Annotated in this window: 16 protein-coding genes and 2 pseudogenes; 6 read left to right on the forward strand and 12 right to left on the reverse strand. The window is 75.1% G+C overall.

The genetic code is table 11. The features are described 5' to 3' along the window. Window positions 1–985 precede the first annotated feature (985 nt). Complete coding sequence (locus HOP40_RS22730; protein WP_172161781.1) at window positions 986–1750, forward strand: crotonase/enoyl-CoA hydratase family protein; 765 nt, start codon at window positions 986–988, stop codon at window positions 1748–1750. Between the two features lie 3 nt (window positions 1751–1753). Here HOP40_RS22730 and HOP40_RS22735 read toward each other — a convergent pair. The 5 genes and pseudogenes from HOP40_RS22735 to treS all read right to left on the reverse strand — a co-directional run. After that, a pseudogene (locus HOP40_RS22735) lies at window positions 1754–2368 on the reverse strand (alpha/beta fold hydrolase); the annotation flags it as partial. Window positions 2369–2481: 113 nt separating this feature from the next. Next, a pseudogene (locus HOP40_RS36845) lies at window positions 2482–2634 on the reverse strand (alpha/beta hydrolase); the annotation flags it as partial. Between the two features lie 43 nt (window positions 2635–2677). Further along, window positions 2678–7603: a SpoIIE family protein phosphatase gene (locus HOP40_RS22740; protein WP_172161783.1), complete on the reverse strand. Its 4926-nt coding sequence runs from the start codon at window positions 7601–7603 to the stop codon at window positions 2678–2680. A gap of 44 nt (window positions 7604–7647) precedes the next feature. Further along, window positions 7648–8907, reverse strand: a complete 1260-nt coding sequence (locus tag HOP40_RS22745; protein ID WP_205346880.1) for an MFS transporter — start codon at window positions 8905–8907, stop codon at window positions 7648–7650. Between the two features lie 27 nt (window positions 8908–8934). Beyond that, on the reverse strand, window positions 8935–11157 hold the full coding sequence (treS, locus tag HOP40_RS22750; protein ID WP_172161787.1) for a maltose alpha-D-glucosyltransferase: 2223 nt from the start codon (window positions 11155–11157) through the stop codon (window positions 8935–8937). Window positions 11158–12516: 1359 nt separating this feature from the next. Here treS and HOP40_RS22755 point away from each other — a divergent pair. After that, a complete protein-coding gene (locus HOP40_RS22755; protein WP_172161789.1) occupies window positions 12517–12927 on the forward strand; it encodes a PaaI family thioesterase in 411 nt (136 codons plus the stop codon). Window positions 12928–13077: 150 nt separating this feature from the next. On the opposite strand, the gene dinB is transcribed toward HOP40_RS22755, so the two are convergent. Next, the gene (dinB, locus tag HOP40_RS22760; RefSeq protein WP_172168899.1) at window positions 13078–14295 is read right to left on the reverse strand and encodes a DNA polymerase IV; all 1218 of its coding nucleotides are present in this window, start codon (window positions 14293–14295) and stop codon (window positions 13078–13080) included. On the opposite strand from dinB, the gene HOP40_RS22765 reads away from it, so the two are divergent. Further along, complete coding sequence (locus tag HOP40_RS22765; RefSeq protein WP_205346882.1) at window positions 14296–16050, forward strand: acyclic terpene utilization AtuA family protein; 1755 nt, start codon at window positions 14296–14298, stop codon at window positions 16048–16050. A gap of 50 nt (window positions 16051–16100) precedes the next feature. On the opposite strand, the gene HOP40_RS22770 is transcribed toward HOP40_RS22765, so the two are convergent. The 6 genes from HOP40_RS22770 to HOP40_RS22795 all read right to left on the reverse strand — a co-directional run bounded on the left by HOP40_RS22770 (window position 16101) and on the right by HOP40_RS22795 (window position 22122). After that, on the reverse strand, window positions 16101–17627 hold the full coding sequence (locus HOP40_RS22770; protein WP_172161793.1) for a hypothetical protein: 1527 nt from the start codon (window positions 17625–17627) through the stop codon (window positions 16101–16103). A gap of 277 nt (window positions 17628–17904) precedes the next feature. Further along, entirely contained in the window at window positions 17905–18642 is a 738-nt protein-coding gene (locus HOP40_RS22775; protein ID WP_240157212.1) for an IclR family transcriptional regulator, read from the reverse strand. A 27-nt stretch (window positions 18643–18669) separates the two neighbouring features. Then, on the reverse strand, window positions 18670–19578 hold the full coding sequence (locus tag HOP40_RS22780; protein WP_172161795.1) for a PDR/VanB family oxidoreductase: 909 nt from the start codon (window positions 19576–19578) through the stop codon (window positions 18670–18672). Continuing rightward, entirely contained in the window at window positions 19575–19757 is a 183-nt protein-coding gene (locus HOP40_RS22785; RefSeq protein WP_172161797.1) for a hypothetical protein, read from the reverse strand. The genes HOP40_RS22780 and HOP40_RS22785 overlap by 4 nt, the downstream gene beginning before the upstream one ends. Next, window positions 19757–20800 carry an aromatic ring-hydroxylating oxygenase subunit alpha gene (locus HOP40_RS22790; protein ID WP_172161799.1) on the reverse strand — a complete coding sequence of 348 codons (1044 nt, stop codon included), beginning with the start codon at window positions 20798–20800 and terminating at the stop codon, window positions 19757–19759. Before HOP40_RS22790 ends, HOP40_RS22785 begins: the two co-directional genes overlap by 1 nt. After that, complete coding sequence (locus HOP40_RS22795) at window positions 20797–22122, reverse strand: MFS transporter (RefSeq protein ID WP_172161800.1); 1326 nt, start codon at window positions 22120–22122, stop codon at window positions 20797–20799. The genes HOP40_RS22790 and HOP40_RS22795 overlap by 4 nt, the downstream gene beginning before the upstream one ends. Before the next feature lie 171 nt (window positions 22123–22293). Between HOP40_RS22795 and HOP40_RS22800 the strand changes: the two genes are divergently transcribed. From HOP40_RS22800 to HOP40_RS22810, 3 genes are read left to right on the forward strand one after another with little or no spacing between them, the layout of a single operon-like run. Beyond that, window positions 22294–22920: a TetR/AcrR family transcriptional regulator gene (locus HOP40_RS22800; RefSeq protein ID WP_172161802.1), complete on the forward strand. Its 627-nt coding sequence runs from the start codon at window positions 22294–22296 to the stop codon at window positions 22918–22920. Further along, complete coding sequence (locus tag HOP40_RS22805) at window positions 22914–24647, forward strand: ABC transporter ATP-binding protein (protein WP_172161804.1); 1734 nt, start codon at window positions 22914–22916, stop codon at window positions 24645–24647. The genes HOP40_RS22800 and HOP40_RS22805 overlap by 7 nt, the downstream gene beginning before the upstream one ends. Then, window positions 24644–26671, forward strand: a complete 2028-nt coding sequence (locus HOP40_RS22810) for an ABC transporter ATP-binding protein (protein WP_172161806.1) — start codon at window positions 24644–24646, stop codon at window positions 26669–26671. Before HOP40_RS22805 ends, HOP40_RS22810 begins: the two co-directional genes overlap by 4 nt. Window positions 26672–26684: the final 13 nt, after the last annotated feature.

The raw sequence follows: 26684 nt of genomic DNA on the forward strand, positions 1-26684 counted from the left end.
TCCCCGCCGCTCCCGACCCAACCGCCGGCCACCGAGCCGGTGATCGTCGGGACCGCACCACCACGGCCCCCGCGACGACCGCGGTGGTGCGGTTCCGGTGATCTTCGGGCCGCCGGAGCTGGTGATCGTCGGAAGTGCGACGTGGCGGCCCTGCGGCGGAGGGCCGTGAGGTGACGGTCCCGGCGATCATGGCCCTTCGGCCACGCCGCTCCCGACCCGCCGGCGTCCGAGTCGGTGATCGTCGGGAGTGCACCACCACGGCCCTCCGGCCGACCCTGGTGTCACGCTCTCGGCGATCTGCGCGAACCCGCTGCCCTTGATCGTCGAGAAGGTGACGCGGCGGTCGTCCGGGGGACCGTGAGGTGACGGTCTCGGCGATCATGGCCGCCCTGCCCTACCCGCCCTGCCCGCCCCGCCCCGCCCTGCCCGCCCTGCCCTGCCCGCCCCGCCCTGCCCACCCCGCCCTGCCCGTCGCTCCCGACTCAACCGCCGGCGTCCGAGCCGGTGATCGTCGGGAACGTGCCGTCACGGCCCCCCCCGACGACCGTGGTGGTGCGGTTCCGGTGATCTTCGGGCTGGCGGAGCTGGAGATCGTCGGGAGTGCGACGTGGCGGCCCTGCGCAGGGTCGTGAGGTGACAGTCTCGGCGATCATGGCCGCCCCGCCCGCCCGCCCCGCCCGCCCGCCCGCCCCGCCCGCCCCGCCCGCCCCGCCGTTCCTGACCCACCCCGCGTCCGCAGCGGTGATCGTCGGGAGTGCACCACCACGCCCCTCGCGACGACCGTCATGGCACATCCCCGGCGATCTCCACGGAACCCATCGCCCTTGATCGTCGAGAACGTGACACCGCGGTCGTCGGGAGAACCGTGAGGTCGGGGGTCCGGCCTCTCTCGGCCACTGCATCCCGGACCGGTGATCGTCGGCACCACCCAGCCGCCGGGGTAGGTTCCGACCAGGGCGCGGACCCTCCGCGCGGAGGAGGCAACGTGTCCGACGAGGTCCTGGTCGAGCGCCGCGGGGCGGTGCTGGTGATCACCATCAACCGGCCGCAGGCGAAGAACGCCCTGAACAAGGCGGTGTCCGACGGCATCGCCGCCGCCGTCGACGAGCTGGACGCCTCCGACGAGCTGTGGGCCGGCGTGCTGACCGGGGCGGGCGGGACGTTCTCCGCGGGCATGGACCTCAAGGCGTTCCTCACGGGCGAGCGGCCGTTCATCGAGGGCCGCGGGCTCTGCGGGATCACCCAGGCCCCGCCGCGCAAGCCGCTGATCGGGGCGGCCGAGGGGTGGGCGCTGGCGGGCGGGTTCGAGCTGCTGCTGGCCTGCGACCTCGTCGTCGCCTCCCGCACGGCCCGGTTCGGGGTGCCGGAGGTGAAGCGGTCGCTCGTGGCCGCGGCGGGGGGCGCGCTGCTGCTCACCCGGCGCGTGCCGACCGCCGTCGCGATGGAGATGCTCCTGACCGGCGACCCGATCGACGCCGAGCGGGCCGCCGCGATCGGCCTGGTCAACCGGGTCACCGACGAGGGCGGCGCCCTCGAGGAGGCCGTCGCGCTGGCGTCGACCATCGCGGCGAACGCCCCGCTCGCGGTGGCCGCCACCAAGCGCATCGCCCGGTCGAGCGCCGACTGGTCGCTCGACGAGGGCTGGACGACGCAGGGCGAGATCATCGCGCCGGTGTTCTCCTCCGACGACGCCCGCGAGGGGGCGACGGCGTTCGCCGAGAAGCGGGCGCCGGTGTGGAAGGGCCGGTAGGCGTCAGCCGACGACCCGCTCGATCCACGCGAGCACGTCGGCCACCACCTCGTCCCGGTTGGTCTCGTTGAGGATCTCGTGCCGCGCACCCGGCCAGGTCCTCAGCGTGACGTCGGTGAGGCCGGCCTCGGTGAGCCGCCCGACCAGGGCGTGCACCAGGGCGAGCTGCCCGTTGACCGGGTCGTCCTCCCCGACGGCGACGAGCACGGGCAGGTCCTTGCGGATCTCCGCGAGCCGGGCCGGGTCGGCGACGTCGTGCGCGCGGCCGAACATCGCCTTCACCCCGTCGACGTCGACCCCGAAGCCGCAGTGCGGGTCGGCGACGTACGCGTCGACCTGGGCCTCGTCACGGGAGAGCCAGTCGTAGTCGGTGCGGGCGGAGGCGAACGGGGCGTTGAACGCGGCCAGGTCCATCGGCTGGTCGAGGTCCAGCGCCGGCTCCAGGAGGTCGATGGCCGCGGTGCCGGAGAGGACGAGGCCGTCGATGCGGTCGCCGTGGTCGAGGACCCACTGCTGCGCGGCGAACGAGCCCATGCTGTGCGCGAACAGCACGACCGGGACGCCCGGGTGCTCGGCGCGCCCGTGCTCGACCAGCACGCCGATGTCGTCGACGAGGCCGTTCCAGCCGTCGGTCCCGACCGCGCCGAGCGCGTCGTCGGAGCCCGCGGTGGCGCCGTGCCGCGGTGGTCCTGGCCCTGCACCGCGAAGCCCGCGGCCACCAGCGCCTCCGCGAACGGGCCGTAGCGCAGCACGTGCTCGCCCATCCCGTGCGTGAGCTGGACGACGGCGCGCGGCGGGCCCGCGGGGTCCCAGCGGTAGGCGGTGACCGGCGTGCCGTCGCGGCCGGTGACCGTGAAGCGCACGGGCGTGGTGGTGGAGGTCATCCGCGCACGCTACGACGGCGCGTCCCGGCGGGCCAGGGGCCGGTCAGGGCTCGACGCGCAGCGCGTCCTCCAGCTCGGTGAGCTGCAGGATCCGGGCCGTCGGACTGCCCGGCACGACCCGGACGCGGACGCCGTGCGGCACCGTCGCGGCGATCTCCAGCAGCAGCCCGATGCCGGCGCTGGCCAGGTGCGTCACCCCGGTGACGTCGACGACGACCTCGCCCGGGGCGTCCGCGACGGCCGCCAGCACGCGGTCGCGCAGGCCGGGCACGGTGGCGACGTCGAGCTCGCCCGCCAGCACCAGGCGCGGCCCGTCGTGCACCTGCAGCCCGGCGCGCACCTCGGTGCCCGGCACCCCCGGCTCGGGCGCGCCGGGGACCCGCGGCGGCCCGTCGACCATCGGGCTCATCGTGAACGCGATCCGCGTGCCCTCCCCGGAGTGCTCGACGACGACGTCCTGCGCCAGCCGATCGATCACCATCAGGCCGCGACCGCGGTAGCCGGGGTCGGCGGGCGGCGGTCGCCAGTCGCCCTCGTCGGTGACCTCGGCCTCCACGGAGCCGTCGGCCCGCTGGTCGAGCCGGTAGCGGTACTCGCCGGGGGCGCGGTCGCGGTAGGCGTGCTCGACGGAGTTGGCGAGCGCCTCGCCCAGCGCGAGCTGCAGGTCGTCGCCGACCTCCTCCGGCAGCGCGGCGGCGGTGATCCACGCGGCGACGTCGCGGCGCACCACCGCGAGCTGGTCGGGGCGCGCGGGCCCGCGCCCGGCCAGGACCGGCGGGCGCAGCCGGGCGACGATCAGGGCGACGTCGTCGGCGGGGCCGGACCCGTCCAGCGCGGCATGCAGGATCGCGGGCACGAGCTCCTCGACGGGGCTGGTCGCGTGGTCCGCGCCCGCGGAGGCGAGCCGGGCGAACCCGACGTCGACGATCTCGGTCCGCCGCTCGACCAGCCCGTCGGTGTAGAGGATCACCGTCGACCCCGGCGCCAGGGTGGTGGCTCCCTCGGTGAACGGCGGGCCGCCGCGCACGCCGAGGACCGCGCCCTGGGCGTCCTCCAGGTAGGTCGCCGAGCCGTCGGGGCCCAGCACGAGCGGCGGCGGGTGCCCGGCGCGGGCCCAGCGCAGGTCGCCGGTGCGGGTGTCGAGGACGACGCCGATCGCGGTGCTGGCGCGGGCGCCCGGGACGCGGTGCGACCAGCGGTTGAGCCAGGTCAGCGCCTCGGCGGGGGAGTGGGTCTGCAGCAGGTAGGCCGAGAGGGCGCTGCGCAGCTGCCCCATGACGGCGGCGGCGCGCGGCCCCTGCCCGACGACGTCGCCGACGACGATCGCGACGAGGTTGTCGTCCAGCGGCAGCACGTCGTACCAGTCGCCGCCGGTGCGGCTGCCCGAGGACGCGGGCAGGTAGCGGGCGGCGAGCGTGACGCGGTCGTGGTCGGGCAGCGCGGGCGGCAGCAGGCTGCGCTGCAGCGTGTCGGCGAGCTCGCGGCGGGTGTCGGCCAGCGCCGCGCGCTCGAACGCCAGCCCGGCGTCGCTGGCGAGGGTGTGCAGGAACGCGCGCTCGTCGTCGTCGAAGGCGCGGGTGCCGCGGAACCCGACGGCCAGGGCGCCCACCACGCGCTCGCCGACCGTCAGCGGCAGCGCGGCGCCGGCGTCGTCGCCGTCGGCGCGCCAGGTGGGCACGCCGGTCCGCATCGCGTCGACGACGGACGGCACGCCGCGCGGGTCGCCGATCTGGTGCACCGCGTGCGGGCCGCCGGGCCCGGGGAGGGTGACCGAGACCGACACCGCGCCGGTCGCCTCGACGATCCCGGTGGCGAGCACGTGCGCGGCGTCGTCGACGGTGCCGGCGGCGGCGAGCGCCGCGGTGACCTCGTGGAGCTGGCGCTCGCGGGTGGCCAGCCGGTCGGTCTCGATCATCAGCGCGACGCGGCGGCCCAGCTCCTCGGCGGTGTCGACGTCGGTGTCGTCGTGCACGCGCGGCGCCCCGGTGCTGACGAACACCAGCGCCCCGAGCAGGCGTCCCGCGACGACGAGCGGCACGACCAGCGCCCCGCGGAACACCACCCCGCCGCCCTCGAGCGGCGAGCCGGGCGGCATCTCGTCGATCGCGAACGCCCGCCCGCCGTGCAGGTCGAGGACGGGCCGGCGCGGCGGGAGCGCGCGGACGGCGTCGGCCACGGCGGGGTCGCGGTGGTGCACGGCGGCGACGGCCTGGGTGCCGTCGGGGCGGGCCAGGAAGACGATCGCCAGGTCGCCGAGCAGGGGCGACGCCGCGGCGACGAGGTCGTCGAGCCGGTCGGCGAGGTCGCCGGGGCGGCCGAGCAGGCGCCCGGTGTCGGCGAGCAGGCGGTCGCGCTCGGTGATCCGCCTGCGCCCGGTGACGTCGCGCAGCGTGCCCACCAGGACCAGGCGCTCGCCGCCCTCGCGGTCGGGCGCCTGGGCGATGACCACCTCGATCCACAGCAGCCGTCCGTCGCGGTGCCGCGCGGGCAGCACGAAGCTGCCGCCGCCCTCCGCGCGCACGGTCGCGAAGGCCGCGTCGATCGCCGCGACGTGGTCGGCGTCGTCGTCCTGCCCCGGCCACCAGGGGTGCGGCAGCGTGTAGGGCAGCCCCTCGGGCCCGTACCCGAGGATGGCCGCGAAGGCGTCGTTGACCTCCTCGACCGCCCACTCGCGGCCGATCACGAACAGCCCGTCCTGCATGGCGTTGATCAGCGCGTTGCGCCAGGCCGACTCGTGGTTGCGCACGCGGGCGAGCTGCAGGTTCGACCGCACGCGGGCGAGCAGGTCGGCCGAGGAGAACGGCTTGACGAGGTAGTCGTCGGCGCCGGCGGCGAGGCCCTCGATCGCGGCGTCCTCACCCGCGCGGGCCGAGAGCATCACGACCGGGGTCGTGGCCGTGGCCGGGTCGGCGCGCAGGGCCGCGAGCAGCGCGAACCCGTCGATCCCCGGCATCATCACGTCGGTCAGGACCAGGTCGGGCTTCTCGGCCCGGGCCACGGCGAGGGCCTCGTGCCCGTCGGCCACGACGAGCACGCGGTAGTGCGGGGTCAGCAGGCCGTAGAGGAACCGGCGCAGGTCGCTGTTGTCCTCGGCGACGAGCACGCTGGCCCCGGCCGTCGACCCGGCGTCGAGGGCGACGATCGGGTCGAGGTCGTCGTCGGAGGAGGCCCACTGCAGGGCCTCCTCGCGGTAGCGCTGGGCCGCCGCCGACACGCGGGCGCTCGTGGGCGGGGCGCCGGTCGAGGCGGACGGCGGCAGCAGCACCGAGAACGTCGAGCCCTCGTCCAGGACGCTCGTGACGCCGACGGTGCCGCCGTGCAGCGCCGCCAGCTCGGCGACCAGCGCCAGCCCGATGCCGGTGCCCTCGCGGCTGCGGCCCGAGGCGTGCTGCACGCGGTGGAAGCGCTGGAACAGCAGGGGCAGGTCGTCCTCGGGGACCCCGATGCCGGTGTCGGTGACGTCGAGGCGGACACCGTCGTCGTCGGTGGGCCGCAGCGCGACGGTGACCCCGCCCGCCAGCGTGTACTTCACCGCGTTGGACAGCAGATTGAGGACGATCTTCTCCCACATGTCCACGTCGACGGCGACGGTGGACGGCAGCGCGGGGCACTCGACCACGAAGCCGAGCCCCGCGCGGGTGACGGCGGGGGCGAAGGACTCGGCGATGCCGCGGGTGAGCCCGGCGAGGTCGACGGCGGTGCGCTGCGGCACCAGCCGCCCGCCCTCCAGGCGGGCGAAGTCGAGCAGCGTGTCGACGAGCCGTCGCAGCCGCCCGCTGTTGCGCCGCACGACCTCCAGCCGCGCCCGGTGCGGGGGCGCGAGCGGGTGGTCGCGGTCGGCGAGGGCGTCCTCGGTGGGGCCGGCGATGAGCGTCAGCGGGGTGCGCAGCTCGTGGCTGACGCCGGTGAAGAACTCGGTCTTGGCGCGGTCGAGCTCGGCGAGCTCGTCGGCCCGGCTGCGCTGCGCCTGGTAGGCCTGGGCGTCGGCGATGGCCCGGTTGACCTGCCCGGCGACCAGGTCCAGGAACCGCCGGTACTCGGTGTCGAGCGCGCGGAACGGGCTCACGCCGGTGGTCAGCACGCCGAGCGGGCTGCCGGTCCCGCCACCGACGAGCGGGACGCACACGGCCGCGTCGGGCTCGACGGCGTCGTCGATGTGGCCGGTGGGCAGGAACAGGCCCTTGAACTCCTCGGCGAGCCCGGTGAGGACCTGCGGGGCGCCGGTCTGCAGCACCGGCCACAGCGGCGAGTCGGCGTCGAGCACGTCGGGGAGGATGCGCGGGTCGTCGGTCATGCCGAAGGCGGCGGTGCGGTGGACCGCGCCGGTGCCGTCGAGCAGGTAGACCGACGCGAACGGGACGTCGGTGCGGCCGTGCTCCAGCGCCGCCAGCGTCGCCCGGCAGGCCTCGTCGACGGTCGGAGCGGTGGCCGCGGAGATCTCCCCGAGCTCGCTGAGCACGCGCAGGCGGCGCTCGCTGAGCACGCGCTCGGTGTCCTCGCTGACGACGCAGAGCATGCCGTCGATGCGGCCCCCGGCGTCGTCGAGCGGGCTGTAGGAGAATGTGTGGTAGGTCTCCTCGGGGTAGCCCGCCCGCTCCAGGACGAGCAGCAGGGCCTCGTCCCACGTCGCCTCGCCGGTCTCGACGACCTGGCGCACCCGCGGGCCGATGTCGTCCCAGATCTCCGCCCACACCTCGTGCGCGGGGCGGCCCAGCGCCCACGGGTGCTTCGCGCGCAGCGTGTCGCGCTGGTAGGCGTCGTTGTAGAAGAACGCGAGCTCGGGGCCCCAGCCCATCCACATCGAGAAGCGCGACGTCAGCAGGATGCGGACGACGCTGCGCAGCTCGGCGGGCCACGTCTCCGGCGGACCGACCGGCGTGGCGGCCCAGTCGTGGGCCGCCATGACGCGGCCGAGCTCCCCGCCTCCGGAGAAGAGGGGGTTGGTGTCGGGGGACGGATCGGTGGCCATCGTCGGCCAGTCTGGCCGACCCCCGCCGAACCCGCCATCGAGGCCTACACCGGGCGTGGGACGGCGCTCCCGTGCTCGTGCCGGTGGACCGACGCCCGTGCGGCCGCCGCACCCGCGGCCGTCAGCACCGCGATGGCGCCGAGCACGACCAGCAGCGGCACCGCCCAGGTGCCCGTGGCCTCGTGCACGGCCCCGACGACGGCCGGCCCGGTGGCGGCCACGAGGTACCCGCCGCCCTGCACGAGCGCCGACATGCGGCGGCTCTCCGCCGGGCCACGCGCGGCCCGCACGACGATCGAGAAGATGACGGTGAACCCGCCGCCCTGCGCGACCCCGCCGAGCGCGCACCACACGAGCCACAGGTGCGGGGCGAGCAGCAGGCCCAGCGGCAGCGCCGCCCAGGCCGCGCACACCGCGAGCAGCGCGGGCAGCGGCCCGGCCCCGCGCCGCAGCAGCACCGGCACCCCGAACGCCCCGGCGACCGCCGCGACCTGGAACACCGACGCGCTGACGCCCGCCGCGGCCGGGTCCATGCCGAGCCGGTCGTGCAGCAGCAGCGGCAGCCAGGCCGTGACGCCGTAGTAGGAGAACGCCTGGCCGCCGAACGCGATCGTCAGCATCCAGACGATCGGGCGCCGCCACCACACCGGGCCGCCGGCGTCGCCCTCGTCGACCGCGGCCGCCTCGGCGGCGCGGCGGGCGTTGCCGCGCGTGCCCAGCCACCAGATCCCGGCGGCCAGCACGGCGACCGCGCCCCACGCGGCCAGCGCGGCCCGCCAGCCCAGCCCGGCCGTCAGCGGCACCGTGAACGACAGCATGATCATCGAGCCGACGTTGAGCGCCGCGGTGTAGCCGCCGAGCACGATCCCGGCCCGGCGCGCGGGGACGTCTCGACCGACCACCACCGGCACCGCGACGTTCCCCACCGTGATCGCGGCGCCGATGACGAGCGTGCCGGCGACGACCGCCCACAGCCCGTCGGGGCCCGACCCGTCCGCCGACCGCAGGACGGTGCCCGCGAGCAGCGCGCCCAGCGCGATCAGCACCCCGCGCTCCAGCCCGGCGCGGGCGAGCAGCAGCGAGGCCAGCGGCGTCGCCAGGGCGAAGCACAGCACCGGGAGGCTGGTGAGCAGCCCCGCGGTGCCCGCGCCGATGCCCAGATCGGCGCGGATCGCGTCGAGCACGGGGGAGATGGCGACGATCGGGCCGCGCAGGTTGAGCGCGACCACGACGATCGCGAGCACCAGCAGGGCCGTGCTGGTGCCGGGGGCGGAGCGGGTGGGGGGCGGGGCCGTGGACGTCACTGTCTCCATGGTCCTCGCGCCCGGCGCTCAGGTCACGTCGTCGTGAGCACCCCCACCGGCCTGCACCAGCAGGGAGTGCCCCTGGTGCGGCTCCATCTCCACGGAGAACGCGTGCAGGTCGTCGACGGTGCCGACGGTGCGGTCGGTGAACATGTCGGTGACCACCGCGCCCGGCACCAGGTGCTCGGACCGGACGGTGCCGGTGACCGGCTCGCCCGAGAAGTTGAGCACCGTGAGGTGCAGCTGCCCCGGCCCGGCGAGGCGGTGCACCAGCACCAGCAGGCCGCGGTGCGAGACGTCGGGCACGTCGACCTGCTCGGCGGTGGCGATGCCGTAGCGGGTGCGGACGGCGAGGATCGCCTGGAGCTGGCGGACGAAGCTGGCCTCGTCGTCGAGCTGGTCGGGGATGGTGCCGTAGAGGCTGCGCCCGCGGGGCAGCCCCGACGACGAGCTGCGCGCCCCCGGGTTCGCGCCCATCAGGTCGTGCCCGGCGCGGTGGATCCAGCGGGTGTCGCCGCTCTCCAGCAGCTCCGCGACCTGGTCGGGGTGCAGGGTGAGCATGCCGCCGAGGTCCCAGCCCGACAGCGCGAACACCCCGGGCTGCAGGGCGTTGAACATCGCCAGCAGCAGGTGCACGCGCATGATCCGCGCGGTCTCGACCTCCTCGATGGTGTCGAGGTCGGTGATCCCCAGCGTCGCCGCGATCACCGTGGCCGTCGTGCAGGCGATGCCGTTGGTCGTGAAGATCAGGTTGTAGGGGGCGTCCGGTCCGGTGAGGCGGTCGCAGAGGTCGCGGCGGACGCTCTCGGCCAGGTCGGCACCGGTGATCTCGGCGCCCCGGTAGGTGTAGAGGTCGTCGCGGTGGCCGGTGGCCCAGTGCACGAGCTCGTAGGTGAGCTCGTCGTGGTTCTGCAGGGCGTGCACCAGCCCGGCCGGGTCGACGCCCAGCTCCAGCGAGGTGCGCAGCGTCAGGCGCAGGAACTCGGTGTCGCCGGTGGCCAGCGCGTGGTGGTAGGCGGGGCGGTTGACGAAGTCGTAGGACAGGTCGGCGCCGGCCTCGGAGGTGGCGCGGATGTCGTCGATCGTCAGGTTCAGCTCCTGGAAGGTGAACCCGCCGAGCTTGCGCACCATCGAGCCGATGAGGTGGTTGGCGGCGGCCGACAGCGGGTGGCCCTCCGACCACGCCGGCAGCCCCTCCGTCGACTTCTCGACGCCGAGGAACCCGTTGGCGTCCAGACGCAGCGCGCCCGCGCCGAGGTCGGTGAGCGAGTGCAGGGCGTCGCCGATGACCAGGCGCATGCCCGCGAAGCTGGGGTCGAGCCAGTTGATCGAGGGCTGGCCCTCCTTGAAGTAGTGCAGGTAGACCCAGCGCCGCTCGACGCCGTCGACGCCCTCGACCGCCTTCGTCGCGCTCCAGTTCGTCTCCTTCACGCCCTCGGCGTAGAAGATGACGCGCTGCAGCCGCCCGATGATGTAGCCGGCCTTCTCGAGCTGCTCCTCGGTGGCCGCGTCGATGTTCACCGAGTCCCGGCCGTGCGGGACGTCGGGCAGGATCGCCCAGTCCTCCGGCTCGATCTCGATCATGTGGTAGATGCCGGGGTAGTCGGCGTACTTCATCTCGGCGAGCCGGAAGTCCGCGCCCTTGCCGGTGTGGCCGGGCACGATGTCGTCGATGATCGTGCCCCCCGACCAGGTGGCCATGCCGCACATCGCGCGGAACTCCGCCTCGGTGCCGAAGGCGGGGTCGATCTCGGTGCTCATCCGGTCGAAGTGCCCGTCGACGCTCGGGGTCGCCTGCCAGCCCGACAGCCCACCCGCCCGCTTGACCGGCCCGGTGTGCACGGCCTCGATGCCGATCGTCGCGAACGCGTCCCACAGGGCCTCGTCGGCCAGCGCGCCCAGGAACGACTCGCCCGGGCGGGTGATGAACGAGATCGGGTACGCGGTGAACCACACCGACGCCGTCTCCACCGCCTGGCGGGGCCCGGGGTTCGCGAACGGGTTCTGCCACATCGAGCCCTGGCCCGAGAACTGCCGGCTGATCTCGTTGGCGTCGGCGAGCATCGACTGGCTCAGCAGCCACGACAGGTACGCCGGGTTCGTGCCCGTGGGCTTCCCGTCCTTGGCCACCGACCGCCGCGCGAACGGCGCCTTCACCTTGGCCCGGTGCCGCAGGCTGCGCGGCCGGGCCGGATGGAAGTGCTCCGCGTAGGTGATCTCGCTCGGCTCGTGGGGGTGCTCGTCTGACATCGGTTCTCCGTGCGGATCGCGGCGCTCGTGCGGCCCGACGGTAGTGGAGGCCGGGCGCGGGGGCGGGGGTGGCCACGCCCCCGCTGGGGGGAACGAACGCCGCCCCGTTCGGGGTGTGCGGCCGGACGGACGAACTCCGCTCGTCACACCCCGTGTCCGGTGGCGGCGGTGTGTCGGGGGGTTGGGGGTCGGGGGTCGGGGGGGTCGGGGGTCTGGGGGGGGCACGGCGGGCGGCGGGATGGCGGTGGTGCGGGTCTTGGTTGCGCCGGGTTCGTGGTCCTCGGGACTCGCCGGGTCGCGGGGTGCGGCTCTCGGGCCGCGCCGGGGGATCGGGCGGCGCGTGCCGCGGCCCGGGACGCTGGGTCTGGGTGATCGTCGGGAGTGTGACGTGGTGGTCGGGCCGAGGGCCGTGGTGGTGCGGTTTCGGTGATCACCGGCGGGTGGGGCGGGGTGATCGTCGGGAGTGTGACGGCCAGGTCGTCGTGGGGGCCGTGGTGGTGCCGGTTTCGGTGATCACTGCCCGCGGGGTCGCGAGTTGCGCACCCGCTTGCTTCCGGCGCGCGTCCGGACAGCGCGGATGACGAGGGGATGCGCAGTTCGGGCGGGGGTGCGTGCGCGCGGAGGCCGGTGACCGGGTGTGGGTGCGGGCGCCGGTGGTGATCGTCGAGAGTGTGACGTGGTGGTCGGGCCGAGGGCCGTGGTGGTGCGGTTCTGGCGATCACCGACGGGGTCGGCGGGGTGATCGTCAGGAGTGTGACGGCAAGGTCGTCGTGGGGGCGGTGGTGGTGCGGTTTCGGTGATCACTGCCCGCGGTGCAGCGAGTTGCGCACCCGCTTGCTTCTGGCGGATGTCCGGACGTGCGCGGATGACCAGGAGGTGCGCAGTTCGGGCCGGGGTGCGTGAGCGCGGAGGCCGGTGGCGCGGGGTGGGTGCGGAAGCGGCGGTGATCGTCGGGAGTGTGACGCGGGGGTCGTCGCGCGGGCTGTGGTGATGCGGTTTCGGTGATCACCGGCGTGGTGGGGCGGGTGATCTTCAGAAGTGTGACGGCAGGGTCGTCGTGGGGGCCGTGGTGGTGCGGTTCTGGTGATCACCGGCGGGTCGGGCGGGGTGACGGTCGAGAGTGTGACGGCAGGGTCGTGGTGAGGGCTGTGGTGGCGCGGTTGCGGTGATCACCGCCGCGGCCCCGCGGCGCCGCGAGCTGCGCGGCTGGCCGGAGGCGCGCGGCCGGCCGGGAGGTGCGCGGATGACCAGGAGGTGCGCGCCGGGCCGGGGGTGTGCGGTGGGTTGGGTGCACGGTGGGGGGTGCGGCTGGGCGGGAGGTGCGCCGGCAGGTGGGGTGGGCCGTGGGAGGGTGCGGGGGTGACCGACTCCCTCGCCGAGCGGGCCGCGGCCGCGCTCGCCATCCCGCTGCAGGTGGCGCTCGAGGCGCGCGCGGCGGACCCGGCCGACCCGACGGCCGGGGTGGTGTTCCCGGTGCTGGGGCTGGCCATCAACCCGGGCGGCACGCTGCACGCCGGGGCGCTGGGCGCGATCATGGAGCTCACCGGGTTCCTGGCCCTGCTCCCGCTCCTCGACCCGGCCGAGCACGCCGTGACCCACCACATCTCCACCCAGATCCTCAGCCCCGGGCGCCAGGGCGAGGAGGTGCACGTGACGGCCGCGGTCGAGCGCCGCACCCGCCGGCTCGGGTTCGTCACCGCCACCGCCGTGGCCGGCAACCGGCTCGTCGCCCGCTCCCAGATCACGAAGTCGGTGATCGAGATCCGCTGAGCCGGGCTCGGCGGGCCCGACGTCCACCGGTCCGGGACCGCGGTCCCGGACGTCGGCCGGTCCGGGACCGCCGGCCCCGAGCCGTCGGCCCGGCCGCAGCCGGTGCGCAGGTCGCGTGCCTCGAGCCGGCGGTCGACGGAGGGCGGGTGCTCAGGGTTCGTCCGGCAGCAGCGGCACCTCCAACGGCGCACGGGTGTGCAGGAGGGTGCCGCGGGTGACGGAGCGGGCGCCGAAGCGGGCGCGCAGGTCGTCGAGGGTGGAGTCCAGCGCCGCGCCCGCCGCACGGTCGAAGGGCAGGGCGAGCTGGACGGCGTCGTCGTCGGCGAGGTTGCCCAGTGAGACGCCGAGGAGGGTGAGGCCGCGTTCGCGGATCATCGGCAGCGCGGCGACCAGGAGCTCGCGGGCGGCCGAGAGCAGCGTGGCGGTGTGGGCGGTGGCCTCGGGGAGGGTGTGCGAGCGGGTGGCGCGGGAGAAGTCGCCGAAGCGCAGCCGCAGCACGACCGTGCGGCTCACGCGACGGCCACCGCGCAGGCGCCGGGCCAGGCGGTCGAGCGTGCCGGCGAGCAGGGCGTCGAGCTCCTCGTCGGTGCGGGGACGACGACCCAGGGCCTGCTGGGAGCCGATGGACCGCCTGCGCTGGGCGGGGCGCACCGGGCGCGGGTCGCGGTTGTGGGCCAGCGCGTGCAGGTGCCGGCCGCCGGCCGGGCCGAGCATCGACACCAGCGCGGCCTCCCCGACGGCCGCCACCTCGCCGACCGTGCGGATCCCCATCGCGTGCAGCTTCTCCGTGGTGACCGCGCCGACGCCCCACAGCCGCCGCACCGGCAGCGGGTGCAGGAACGCGAGCTCGCCCTCGGGCGCGACGCGCAGCAGCCCGTCGGGCTTGGCCACGCCGCTGGCCACCTTGGCCAGGAACTTCGTGCGCGCGACGCCGACCGTGATCGGCAGCCCCACCTCGCGCGCGACGCGCTCGCGCAGCCGCGCCGCGATGTCGACGGGCGCCCCCGCGATCCGCCGCAGCCCGCCGACCTCGAGGAAGGCCTCGTCGATCGAGATGCCCTCGACCAGCGGCGTGGTGTCGCGGAACACCGCGAACACGTCCTTGCTGGCCTGCGAGTACGCCGCCATCCGCGGCGGCACCACGATCGCCTGCGGGCACAGCGCGCGCGCCTGCCGCCCGTTCATCGCCGTGCGCACGCCCCGGGCCTTCGCCTCGTAGCTGCAGGCCAGCACCACCCCGCCGCCGACGATCACCGGCCGCCCGCGCAGCCGCCGGTCGTCGCGCTGCTCGACCGACGCGTAGAACGCGTCGAGGTCGGCGTGCAGCACGGTGGCGGCGTCCTCGGGCGGCGGTTCGGGCACGAACAGATGTTCGCATCGACCCCCGACAATGTCATCGCATACGGTGCGACGGTGACGCGACCGGTGATCATCGGCAACTGCTCGGGGTTCTACGGCGACCGCATCGCGGCCGCGCGCGAGATGGTCGACGGAGGGCCGATCGACGTCCTGTGCGGCGACTACCTCGCCGAGCTGACGATGCTCATCCTCGCGAAGGCGCAGGCCAAGGACCCGTCGGTCGGCTACGCGAAGACGTTCCTCACGCAGGTCGAGGACGTGCTCGGCACCTGCCTGGAGTGCGGGATCAAGATCGTCGCCAACGCCGGGGGCCTCAACGCCGCGGGCCTCGCCGACGCGATCCGGGCCGTCGCCGAGCGCCTCGGACTGACCGTCGCCGTCGCCCACGTCGAGGGTGACGACCTGCGCGGTGACCTCTCGGCGATCACGCCGCCGGTCGTGGGGAAGCCGGTGTCGGCCAACGCCTACCTCGGCGGCTGGGGCATCGCGGAGGCGCTCGGGGCGGGCGCCGACGTCGTCGTCACCGGGCGCGTCACCGATGCCTCGCTGGTGGTCGGGCCCGCGGCCTGGTGGCACGGCTGGGGCCGCGAGGACTGGGACCGCCTCGCCGGTGCCGTCGCGGCGGGCCACGTCATCGAGTGCGGCCCGCAGGCGACGGGCGGCAACTACCCCTTCCTCGACGAGATCACCGACCTGCGCTACCCCGGCTTCCCGATCGCGGAGGTCGCCGCCGACGGGTCGTCGGTGATCACGAAGCACCCGGACACGGGCGGGCTGGTGTCGGTCGGCACCGTCACCGCGCAGCTCCTCTACGAGATCGCCGAGCCCGCCTACCTCGGCCCGGACGTCACCACGCACATGGACACCGCCGTGCTCACCCAGGACGGCGAGCACCGCGTCACGATCTCGGGCGTGCGGGGCAGCGCGCCGCCCGCGACGCTGAAGGTGGCGCTCAACGACGCCGGCGGCTTCCGCAACACCATGACGTTCGTGCTCACCGGCCTCGACATCGAGGTCAAGGCCGCGCGCTGCGAGGCGATGCTGTTCGACCTGCTGGGCGGGCGCGGGCGCTTCGCCACCACCGACGTCCGGCTGCTGCGCTACGACACCCCGGACGCCCCCGAGAACGCGCTCGCCACCGCCCACCTCAAGGTCACCGTCATGGATCCGGACCCGCGCGTCGTCGGCCGGGCCTTCTCCGGCGCCGCGATGGAGCTGGCGCTGGCCGGCTACGCGGGGTTCCACACGACGACGCCGCCGACCTCGGAGTCGGCCTACGGGATCTACCGGCCGGCCGCGGTGCCGCGCTCGGCCGTCGAGCAGGTCGTCGTCCTGCCCGACGGCACGCGCAGCATCGTGGCCGACCCGCCCACCGGCCCGGCGCCCGCACCGCCGGAGCACCCCGCCGCGGCCGTCCCCGCCGGTCCGACCGTCCGCGCGCCGCTGGGCGCGGTGTGCGGGGCGCGCTCGGGCGACAAGGGCGGCAACGCCAACGTCGGCCTGTGGGCCCGCGACGACGCCGGCCACGCCTGGCTGCGCGCCCACCTCACCGTCGAGCGCCTGCGCGAGCTGCTCGGCCCGGAGGCCGCCGACCTGCGCATCGAGCGCTACGAGCTGCCCACCCTGCGCGCGGTCAACGTCGTCGTGCACGGCCTGCTCGGGGCGGGCGTGGCGTCGACCGCGCGCCCGGACCCGCAGGCCAAGGGCCTGGGGGAGTACCTGCGCAGCCGCATCGTGGACGTCCCGGTGGCCCTGCTGCCCTGAACGCCGCGACGCGCTGCCGGGTCCGCACGACCCGGCAGCGCGCCGCGCCGTCAGCCCAGCAGGCCGCCGACGACCGGCACGGCCTCGAGGAGGCCGCCGGAGTCCCCGGACCCGGAGTCCCCGGACCCCGAGTCACTGGACCCGGAGTCCGCACCGGACCCCGAGTCCCCATCGGACCCGGAGCCCGAGTCGGAGGACGAGTCCGATCCGGAGTCGTCCTCCGAGGACGATCCGGACCCGCCGCCCAGCAGCCCGGTGACGGTGCCCAGCACCGGCACCTCCGCGGTCGAGACCGCCGGCAGCTCGACGTCGGGCAGGTCGAGGACCTCCGTGCCGCCGAGCTCCAGGGCGGGCGTCTCGATCGTGGTGGCCGACAGCCCCAGCGACGGCAGCGTGACCTCGGGCTCCGGCCCGAGCCGCAGCACCTCGGCACCCTCGACGGTGAGGCTCGGCAGCGTCGCCGACGTGCTGCCGACCCCGACCGGGCCGACGTCGACCTGCCCGACCGCGGCGTCCGGGAGGTCGACGACGGTGTCGGTGGTGCCGACGCCGACACCCTGCTCGTCGACGACGACACCGACGTCGGGCGTGACGACCTCCACCTCGCCGACGGTGACCGGCGGGGTCGTGACCGGGCCGACCGGCGTGGGCGGCAGCGTGATCCCGGGGACCTCGACCTCGGGGGTCCCGAGGTCGGGCAGCGGGACGGTGACGACCGGCGCGGTGGGCGTGCCGGGGTCGGTGGGGGTGCCCGGACCGGCACCCGGACCGCCCGTGCCCGGACCGCCCGTACCCGGCTCGACGACACCCGGACCGCCCGTGCCCGGATCGACGACACCCGGGTCGACGACCCCGGGACCGCCGGTCCCCGGGTCGACCGCGCCCGGGCCGGTGGGGCCGGGGACGGCCGTGCCCGGGTCGACGGCACCGGGGGCCGTCGGGGAGGTGGGGACGCCCGGAGCGGCGGGGCCCCCGGGCGCACCGGGCCCGGCCGGGGCGCCCGGCACGGCGGGACCGGCGACGGGGAGGCCGCCGGACGCGGAGGGCAGCAGTGCGGAGCGGCCGATGTCGGCGCCGCTGACCGGCTCGGTGTCGAGAGCGGACAGCGCGGCGGGCAGGTCCGCGGCGGCGAGCGCGATCCCGGGCTCGAGCAGGCCGGACCGGGCGGTCTCCGAACCGGTGTCCGACGCGCCCGTGGTGCCCTCCGCCTCCTCGGCGTCGGCCTCGGGGGAGGGCAGCAGCAGCGCCTCCTCCAGCGAGGTCGCACCGAACAGCGCGCCGACGACGAACATCGCGCCCGCGGCCGCGGAGACCTTGCGGACCGCGCGGACCGGCTGCACCTCGGAGGCGGGTGGGGGCGCGGGCCGGGAGTGGCCGCGGGGCACCAGCGGGCGGTCGAGCGCGCGGCGGGCGCGGCCCTCGCGGCGCAGCAGCGCCGAGACCGCGACGGGCTCGCCGGGCGGGGCCGCGGGGCGGGGAGCGGTGCCAGGCGGCGGGGAGTACCGGCACAGCAGGTCGGCGACGGAGATCGCGTGCGCCGGGCGGGACGGGCGTCGGGGGGAAGCGAGCGGATCCACGGTCGGGGGCCTTCCGAGGGGTGGTGCAGCTGGGGAGACCCGATCGTGGACCTACTCCTCCGTTGTCGCTAGATGTTGCTCGACCGTTCACCGAGAGTCACTCTTTCAGCGCATTGCCGTTGATCGCTCACAGTGGACCGCTAGTCGCACCACTCGTCCGGGTGACACATCCGGTTACGGTGTCCGGCCGAGTGCGGCTGTCCGGTGTGGGCGAATGGTAGTGGTCGAGAAGGTCGTGCGCGGCACGACCGCGTGGCCACTGTGGAGTGCCGGGGGCTCAGCCCAGCGCCCGCCCGATCGCCCGGGCGCTCGTGCGGACCAGCGGGGCCAGCGCGAGCGGTGACGCGCTGCCGTGGCGCACGACCAGCGACACCGCCGCCACCACCTGGCCGCGCCCGTCGTGCACCGGGGCCGCGACCGACAGCGCGTCGTCGGTGACCTGGCGGTCGCTCACCGCGAACCCGCTGCTCCGGACGTCGGCGAGCATGCCGCGCAGCGCCCGCGGATCGGTGACGGTGTACGGGGTGTAGCGCTCGACCGGCCCGGCCAGCGCCTCCTCCTGCACGTCCGGCGGCGCGTGCGCGAGCAGCACCAGCCCGACGCCGGTGGCGGTGGGGGCGAACCGCCCGCCGACCCGCGTCAGCACCGGCACCGCGCCGGACCCGGCGATCCGCTCGACGAACACGACCTCGCCGCCCTCGCGCACCGCGAGCTGCACGTTCTCGCGCGTGATCTGGCTGAGGTCCTCCAGGAACGGCAGGGCCCGCTCGCGCAGCGCCGACCCGCGCGGGGCCAGCGCCGCCACCTCCCAGAGCCGCAGCCCGACGCGGAACCGCCCGTCGTCACCGCGCTCCAGCGCGCCCCAGTCGACGAGCTCGCCCGCCAGCCGGTGCGCCGTGGAGACGGGCAGGTCGGCGCGCCGGGCCAGCTCCGAGAGCGTCTGCGCGGGGTGCTCGGCGGAGAACGCGCCGAGCAGCCGCAGCCCGCGGGCGAGCACCGGCCCCGGACGGGTCACCGGCCCCACCTCCCGCTCCGACGCGCCTCAGAGATCGAGCACGAGTCTCGCGCACGCGGCCCGCGACACGCACACGAACATCGTGTCGTGGGCCGCCCGCTCGTCGGCGGTGAGCAGGGCGTCGCGGTGGTCGACCTCGCCGGAGAGCACGCCGGTCTCGCAGGTGCCGCAGGTGCCCTCGCGGCACGACGACAGGATCCCGACCCCGGCGTCCTCCAGCACCTCGAGCACCGACCGGTCGGCGGGCACGGCCAGCGTCGTCCCCGAGCTCGCGAGCTCCACCTCGAACGCCCCGACCGGCCCGTCGACGGCGACGGCGGCGAACCGCTCCACCCGCGCCGCCGCGCACCGCTCCTCGACGGCCGCGAGCAGGGGAGGGGGTCCGCAGCAGTAGACGAGGGTCCCCTCGGCGTCGAGCCCGTCGAGGTCGAGCAGGCCGTGCTCGTCCTGCGGGCGGAGCTCGACGCGGTCGCCGTGCGCGGCGCGCAGGTCGTCGGCGAAGGCCATCGAGGCGGCCGTGCGCCCGCCGTAGAGCAGCCGCCACTGCGCGCCCGCGGCCGTGGCGGCGTCGAGCATCGGCAGGATCGGCGTGATCCCGATGCCCCCGGCGACGAAGACGTAGCGCTCCGCCGGTTCGAGCGCGAAGTGGTTGCGCGGGCCGTCGACCCGCACGGTGTCGCCCGCCCGCAGGGTGTCGTGGACGAACGACGAGCCACCCCGGCCGTCGGGCTCGCGCAGCACGGCCACCCGCCACGACGTGCGGTCGGCGGGGTCCCCGCACAGCGAGTACTGCCGCACCAGGTCGTCCTCGAGCACCAGGTCGACGTGCGCGCCGGGCTCCCACGCGGGGAGGTCGGCGCCGGACGGGTCGCGCAGCCGCAGCGCGACCACCCCGTCGGCCACCTCGGACCGGTCGTCGACGACGAGCTCGATCACGCCCTCGCCCCCACCAGCTCGGGCTCCGCCGGCACGTCGCCGCCGTGGCCGACCGGGTGCGCGAGCAACCACTCCCACACCTGCACCGGCCCCTCGGCGACGTGCTCGGCGCCGCAGTGGCAGACCCCGCGCAGGCGGTCGCTGCCGGGCACCCACACGACCCGGACCACGCCCGCCATCAGGCGCGCACCCCGGTGGCGGCCCCGGCCAGCCTCTCCAGCATCCGCCGGGCGGCGAGACCGCCGGTGTCGATGTTGATCGACAGCTCCTGGTAGCCCGCGGGCTCGGTCGCGATCACGCGCTCCAGGACGTCGAGCGCCTCGACGTCCTGCAGGACGACCGTCCGGTTCTGCTCGGCGAGGAAGTCCGAGACCTCCTGATCGTCGCGGGCGAAGTCGCGCGCGACGGCCCAGAAGTCGTGCGTGGAGTTCTCGGTCTCCGGCGTGATCGCGTAGACGACCTCGACGTGGAACGCGTCGGGGTCACTCCCGTCCGGTCGGGGCACCGACCCGACGGGCGCGATCCGGCTGTGCAGCAGGTACAGGCACGGCGGCGTGTACTCGATGTCCTGCCAGCGCGCGATCCGCCCGGTCAGGCCGGTGGAGCGGGAGTAGAACGGCGGGCACTCGGCGTCGTCCATGTGGCGGGTGACGCGGACGACGCCGGCCTCGTCGTCGACCTCGGTGGTGATCGGCGTGCCGGCCACCTCGGGCGTGCCGATGTAGCCGCCGTGCAGGTAGGTCTCGTGGGAGAGGTCGAGCAGGTTGTCCACGAGCAGCCCGGCGCGGGCGGCGAGGGGCTCCATGCCCGAGACCGTCGTCCACTCCGGGTCGGCGAGCCAGGGCGCGCGCGGGATGCGGGTGGTGGCGGCGCGGTCGGGGTCGCCGATGAACACCCAGACGAAGGAGTCCTGCTCGACGACGGGGTAGGAGCGCAGGCGGGCCGTCCGCGGCACCCGGGTCTGGCCGGGCACCGCGACGCAACTGCCGTCGGCCCCGTAGGTGAAGCCGTGGTAGCCGCAGACGACCTGGTCGCCCACGAGCCGCGTCGGCGCCTGCGACAGCGGGAAGCGGCGGTGCACGCAGCGGTCGGACATCGCGGTGACCTCGCCCGCCTCCGTCCGCCAGAACAGGATCGACTCGCCGCAGACGGTGCGGGAGAACAGCTCGTGCCGGATCTCGCGGCCGTAGGCGGCCACGTACCACTGGTCCTGGACGATCACGTCAGCTCCTTCGCGGGGGTGGCGACCGGCGCGGCGGCCGGCAGCAGGGTGAGGACGGCGGCGACGGCCACGAAGACCGCGCCGACGACCAGGTAGAGGTTCTGCGGGGTCGCGCCGGCGTCGAGGAAGATCCCGGCGAGCGCGGGGGCGAGGATCGCGCCGGCGCGCCCGATGCCCAGCGCCGTGCCGACGCCGGTGGTGCGGACGCCGGCGTCGTAGACCCCAGGGGTCAGGGCGTAGATGCCGGCGACGCAGCCGTTGACGAACAGGCCGATCAGCGCGCCCAGCGCCAGCGCGACGGCGAGCGAGGACGTCGAGGCGATGAACACCGCGAGCAGGGCGGCGGTGACGAGCAGGTAGCCGATCAGCACCGACCGCAGCGCGAAGCGGGTGGCGAGCAGGCCCAGCAGCGCGGCGCCGAAGATGCCGCCGACGTTGAGCAGCGTGCCGCCCGCGATGCCCTGGCCCGGCGTCAGCCCGGCCTCGACGAGCAGCGTGGGCGTCCAGCTCGTCACGAAGTAGAAGCCGGCCATGACGCCGAAGAACACGGCCCACAGCACGAGCGTGGTGCGCCGCAGCGCGGGGGAGAGCAGCGCGCGGAACCCGGCGCCGACCCCGCCGGGCGCGCCGGTGGCGTCGGGCAGGCGGTCCTGGACGGGCAGGCCCATCCGGGCGGCGAGGGCGTTGACGCGGTCGAGCGCGCCGGCCGGGCGGCGGCTGAGCAGGAAGTCGAGCGACTCGGGCAGGCGCCAGAACACCAGCGGGATCGCGACCAGCGTGACCACGCCGCCGAACAGGAACACCGCCCGCCAGCCCTGACCGCCGATGAGCACGGCCGCGACGACGCCGCCGAGGGTGGCGCCGAGCGCGTAGCCGGTGGAGTTGAGGCTGACGGCGAACCCGCGCCAGCGCCGGTTGGCGTACTCCGAGGCGATGACGTTGCTGCTGGCCAGGATGCCGCCGATGCCGACGCCGGTGACGACCCGCAGCAGTCCGAGCTGCAGCGGGCCCTGCGCGGCCGACGACAGCAGCATCGCCGCGCTCGCCACGGCGAGGCAGCCGAGGATGACCGGCCGGCGCCCGATCCGGTCGGCCCAGGGCGCCACGAGCAGCGACCCGAGCGCCATCCCGACCAGCCCGGCCGAGAGCAGCAGCCCGGTCTGCGCCCCGGTCAGACCCCACTCCGCCGTGACCGACGCGGCGGTGAACGCCATGACCAGCACGTCGAACCCGTCGATCATGTTGAGCAGGACGCAGACGGCCACGACGCCCCAGCGGAAGCGGGTCATCGGTCCGTCGTCGAGGGCTTCTCGCACGCTCATGCGGCACTCCGTCGTGTCGTGGGTCGTGTCGTCGTTGTGTGGACCGAGCGTGACGGCGGCCGCGCGCGGGACGAACGGTCTTTCCGGATGCCGGAAGACGAACCGCTCCTCCTCGGACTCCTCGTCGGATATCGAGTGGTTGGTGAGTGCGCGCTCAGTTACGCTGGCGGGGTGACCGCCGCCCGTTCCCGCGCCCGCAGGCTCGCGCCCGAGGACCGCAGGCGGGCACTGGTCGACGCCACGCTCCCGCTCGTCCGCGAGCACGGCCTCGCCGTGAGCACGCGGCAGATCGCGGAGGCCGCGGGCGTCGCCGAGGGCACCATCTTCCGGGCGTTCCCGGACAAGGACGCCCTGCTGCGGGCGACGTTCGCCGCGGCGCTCGACCCGGCGCCGACCCTGCGCGCGCTGGCCGACGTCGACCGCTCGGTGCCCCTGCGCGCCCGGCTCGTCGCCGCCGTCACCGTCCTGCAGCAGCGCTTCGAGGAGGTCTTCCGCCTCGTCGACGCCCTGCACGCCGCCAACCCCGAGCACTGCCCGCCCGGCTCCGGGCCCGGGCCGCACGACCCCCGCGCGCTCAACGCGGCGTTCGCCGACGCCCTCGCCGAGGTCGTCGGCCCCGACGGCGGCGCCCTGCGCGTCCCCGTGCCCGAGTTCGCGCGCGTGCTGCGCCTGCTCACCCTCTCCGGCACCCACCCGCGCCTGTGCGACGGGCAGCCGCTCACCGCCGACGAGATCGTCGGCACCCTCCTCGACGGCCTCGCCGCCGCCCCTACCACCACCGAGGACACGTCATGCTGATCCGGCTCCTGCGGGAGTACCTGCGGCCCTACCGCCGCCCGCTGGTGGCGGTCGTCGTCCTCCAGTTCGTGGGGACGATGGCGGCGCTCTACCTGCCCAGCCTCAACGCCGCGATCATCGACCAGGGCATCGCCCGGGGCGACACCGGCTACATCGTCACCACCGGCGGCTGGATGCTGCTGGTGACGCTCGTGCAGATCGTCTGCTCGGTCGCCGCCGTCTGGTACGGCGCGCGCACCGGGATGGGCTTCGGCGCCGACGTCCGCGCCGCGCTGTTCCACCGCGTCGGCGGCTTCTCCGCCCGCGAGGTCAACCGCTTCGGCGCCCCGTCGCTGATCACCCGCACCACGAACGACGTGCAGCAGGTGCAGATGCTCGTGCTGCTGTCCTGCACGATGCTCGTCACCGCGCCGATCATGTGCGTGGGCGGGGTGTTCATGGCGCTGCGCGAGGACGTCGGCCTGTCCTGGCTGGTGGCGGTCTGCGTGCCGGTGCTCGTCGTCGCCATCGGGCTGATCATCGTGCGGATGGTGCCGCGGTTCCGCGTCATGCAGGTCCGGATCGACGCGGTCAACCGCGTGCTGCGCGAGCAGATCACCGGCATCCGCGTGGTGCGCGCGTTCGTCCGCGAGCCGGTCGAGACCGAGCGGTTCGCGCGCGCCAACCACGACCTGACCGACGTCGCCACCAGCGCCGGACGGCTGCAGGCGCTGATCTTCCCCGTCGTCATGCTGGTGCTCAACGTGTCGAGCGTCGCGGTGCTGTGGTTCGGCGCCGAGCGGATCGACGCCGGGCAGATGCAGATCGGGGCGCTCACCGCGTTCCTGCAGTACCTCCTGCAGATCCTGATGGCCGTCATGATGGCCACCTTCATGGCGATCATGATCCCGCGCGCCGCCGTGTGCGCCGACCGCATCGGCGAGGTGCTCGACACCGACTCCTCCGTCGGGCCGCCGCGCAAGGCCGTGGTCCCGGAGCGCACCGACGGCGTCGTCGAGTTCGTCGGGGCCGGCTTCCGGTACCCCGGCGCCGCCGCGCCGGTGCTGTCCGACGTCTCGGTCACGGCGCTGCCGGGGCAGACGACGGCGGTGATCGGCAGCACCGGCGCCGGCAAGACGACGCTGCTGTCGCTGGTGCCGCGGCTGTTCGACGTCACCGCGGGCGCGGTCACCGTCGACGGCGTCGACGTCCGCGAGATGGACCCGGAGGTCCTCTGGTCGCGGATCGGGCTGGTGCCGCAGCGGCCCTACCTGTTCACCGGCACCGTCGCGAGCAACCTGCGCTACGGCGAGCCCGACGCCACCGACGACGACCTGTGGTCCGCGCTGGAGATCGCGCAGGGCGCCGACTTCGTCCGGGGGATGGAGGGCGGGCTCGACGCGCCGATCTCGCAGGGCGGCACCAACGTCTCCGGCGGGCAGCGCCAGCGGCTCGCGATCGCCCGCGCGCTGGTCCGGCGCCCGGAGATCTACCTGTTCGACGACTCGTTCTCCGCGCTCGACCTCGCCACCGACGCCCGCCTGCGCGCCGCGCTCAAGCCGGTCACCGCGGCGGCGACGGTGGTGATCGTCGCGCAGCGCGTGTCGACGATCGCCGACGCCGACCGGATCGTCGTCCTCGAGGACGGTGCGGTGGTCGGGGTCGGGCGGCATGAGGAGCTGCTCGAGACCTGTCCCACCTACGTCGAGATCGTGCAGTCCCAGCTGAGCGTGGAGGCCGTGGCATGAGCGCGCCGGCGAAGGACAGTGCCGAGCAGGACAGGCCCAAGCAGGACGTGGAGACGGCCGAGGCGGCGCGCGGGATGGCCGCGCAGCGCCGGGGCGGCGGCCCGCCGTGGGGCGCGGTCGGGCAGCCGGGGGAGAAGCCGTCGGACTTCCTGCCGTCGCTGAAGCGGCTCGCGCGGCGGCTCTCGCCCGAGCGGACGGGCGTCGTCGCGGTGCTGGTGCTGTGCGTCGTCAGCGTCGCGCTCAACGTGATCGGGCCGTTGCTGCTCGGTCGGGCCACCGACGTCATCTTCGCGGGCGTCATCGGGCGCACGCTGCCCGCGGGCATCAGCGCGGAGCAGGCGGCCGAGGGCGCGCGCGCCGCGGGCGACACGACCACGGCGAACCTCATCGCGGCCCAGGACATCGTGCCCGGCGCCGGGATCGACTTCACCGCGCTGTCGATGGTGCTGCTCGGCGTCATCGCGCTGTACCTGGCGGCGTCGGTGTTCGGCTACGCGCAGGGCTACCTGCTCAACGGCATCGTCCAGCGCACGATCTACCAGCTGCGCCGCGAGGTCGAGGACAAGATCCACCGTCTGCCGCTGCGCTACGTCGACTCCCAGCAGCGCGGCGAGGTGCTCAGCCGCGCCACCAACGACATCGACAACGTCTCCACGAGCCTGCAGCAGACGCTGAGCCAGCTGCTGACGTCGCTGCTCACCGTCATCGGGGTGGTGGTGATGATGTTCGTGGTGTCGCCGCTGCTCACCCTCGTCGCCCTGGTGACGATCCCGGTCTCGCTGTGGCTGACGAAGGCGATCACGCAGCGCTCGCAGCCGCAGTTCGTGGCCCAGTGGCGCCACACCGGCCGGCTCAACGGGCTGATCGAGGAGGCCTTCACCGGCCACGAGCTCGTGCGGGTGTTCGGCCGGACCGCGGAGGTGGAGCGGCAGTTCGCCGAGCGCAACGACGACCTGTTCGGCGCCAGCTTCCGCGCCCAGTTCATCAGCGGGATCATCATGCCGGCGATGATGTTCGTCGGGAACCTGAACTACGTCGTCGTCGCCGTCATCGGGGGGCTGCGGGTGGCGTCGGGGACGATGAGCCTGGGCGACGTGCAGGCCTTCATCCAGTACTCGCGGCAGTTCACGCAGCCGCTGACGCAGGCGGCGTCGATGGCGAACGTGCTGCAGTCCGGGGTGGCATCGGCGGAGCGGGTGTTCGAGCTGCTCGACGCACCCGAGCAGTCGCCCGACCCGGCGGTGCCGTCCACGCGTAGCGAGCGCCGCGGGCGGGTGGCGTTCGAGCACGTCGACTTCCGCTACCTGCCCGACACCCCGCTGATCGAGGACCTGTCGCTGGTCGCCGAGCCGGGCCAGACCGTCGCCATCGTCGGTCCGACCGGGGCGGGGAAGACGACGCTGGTCAACCTCGTCCTGCGGTTCTACGAGCTCGACGCCGGACGGATCACGCTCGACGGCGTCGACATCGCCACGATGGCGCGGGCCGACCTGCGCTCCGGGATCGGGATGGTCCTGCAGGACACGTGGCTGTTCGGCGGGACGATCCGCGACAACATCGCCTACGGCAACCCGTCGGCGACGCCGGAGCAGGTGCTCGACGCGGCGCGCGCCACCTACGTCGACCGGTTCGTCCGCAGCCTGCCCGACGGCTACGACACCGTGATCGACGAGGAGGGCTCCAACGTCTCGGCGGGGGAGAAGCAGCTCATCACGATCGCGCGGGCGTTCCTCGCCGACCCCTCGCTGCTCATCCTCGACGAGGCGACCAGCTCGGTCGACACCCGCACCGAGGTGCTGGTGCAGCGGGCGATGGCGGCGCTGCGCGGCTCGGGTTCGGACAGCGCCCGCACGAGCTTCGTCATCGCCCATCGCCTCTCCACGATCCGCGACGCCGACCTCATCCTCGTGATGGAGGCGGGCCGGATCGTCGAGCAGGGCACGCACGAGCAGCTGCTCGCCGCCCGCGGCGCGTACTGCGCGCTCTACAACGCCCAGTTCGCCGCGGCGGCGGCGGACCTGTGACGGGAGGACCCGC

The sequence above is a fragment of the Pseudonocardia broussonetiae genome, assembly GCF_013155125.1.
Lineage (GTDB): Bacteria > Actinomycetota > Actinomycetes > Mycobacteriales > Pseudonocardiaceae > Pseudonocardia > Pseudonocardia broussonetiae.

Bases quoted from the DNA above. Each gene is read 5' to 3' on its own strand.
- HOP40_RS22740 (WP_172161783.1), bottom strand. From the start codon at position 7,603: ATGGCCACCGATCCGTCCCCCGACACCAACCCCCTCTTCTCCGGAGGC.
- treS (WP_172161787.1), bottom strand. From the start codon at position 11,157: ATGTCAGACGAGCACCCCCACGAGCCGAGCGAGATCACCTACGCGGAG.
- HOP40_RS22765 (WP_205346882.1), top strand. From the start codon at position 14,296: ATGTTCGCATCGACCCCCGACAATGTCATCGCATACGGTGCGACGGTG.
- HOP40_RS22785 (WP_172161797.1), bottom strand. From the start codon at position 19,757: ATGGCGGGCGTGGTCCGGGTCGTGTGGGTGCCCGGCAGCGACCGCCTG.
- HOP40_RS22795 (WP_172161800.1), bottom strand. From the start codon at position 22,122: ATGAGCGTGCGAGAAGCCCTCGACGACGGACCGATGACCCGCTTCCGC.
- HOP40_RS22805 (WP_172161804.1), top strand. From the start codon at position 22,914: ATGCTGATCCGGCTCCTGCGGGAGTACCTGCGGCCCTACCGCCGCCCG.
- HOP40_RS22810 (WP_172161806.1), top strand. From the start codon at position 24,644: ATGAGCGCGCCGGCGAAGGACAGTGCCGAGCAGGACAGGCCCAAGCAG.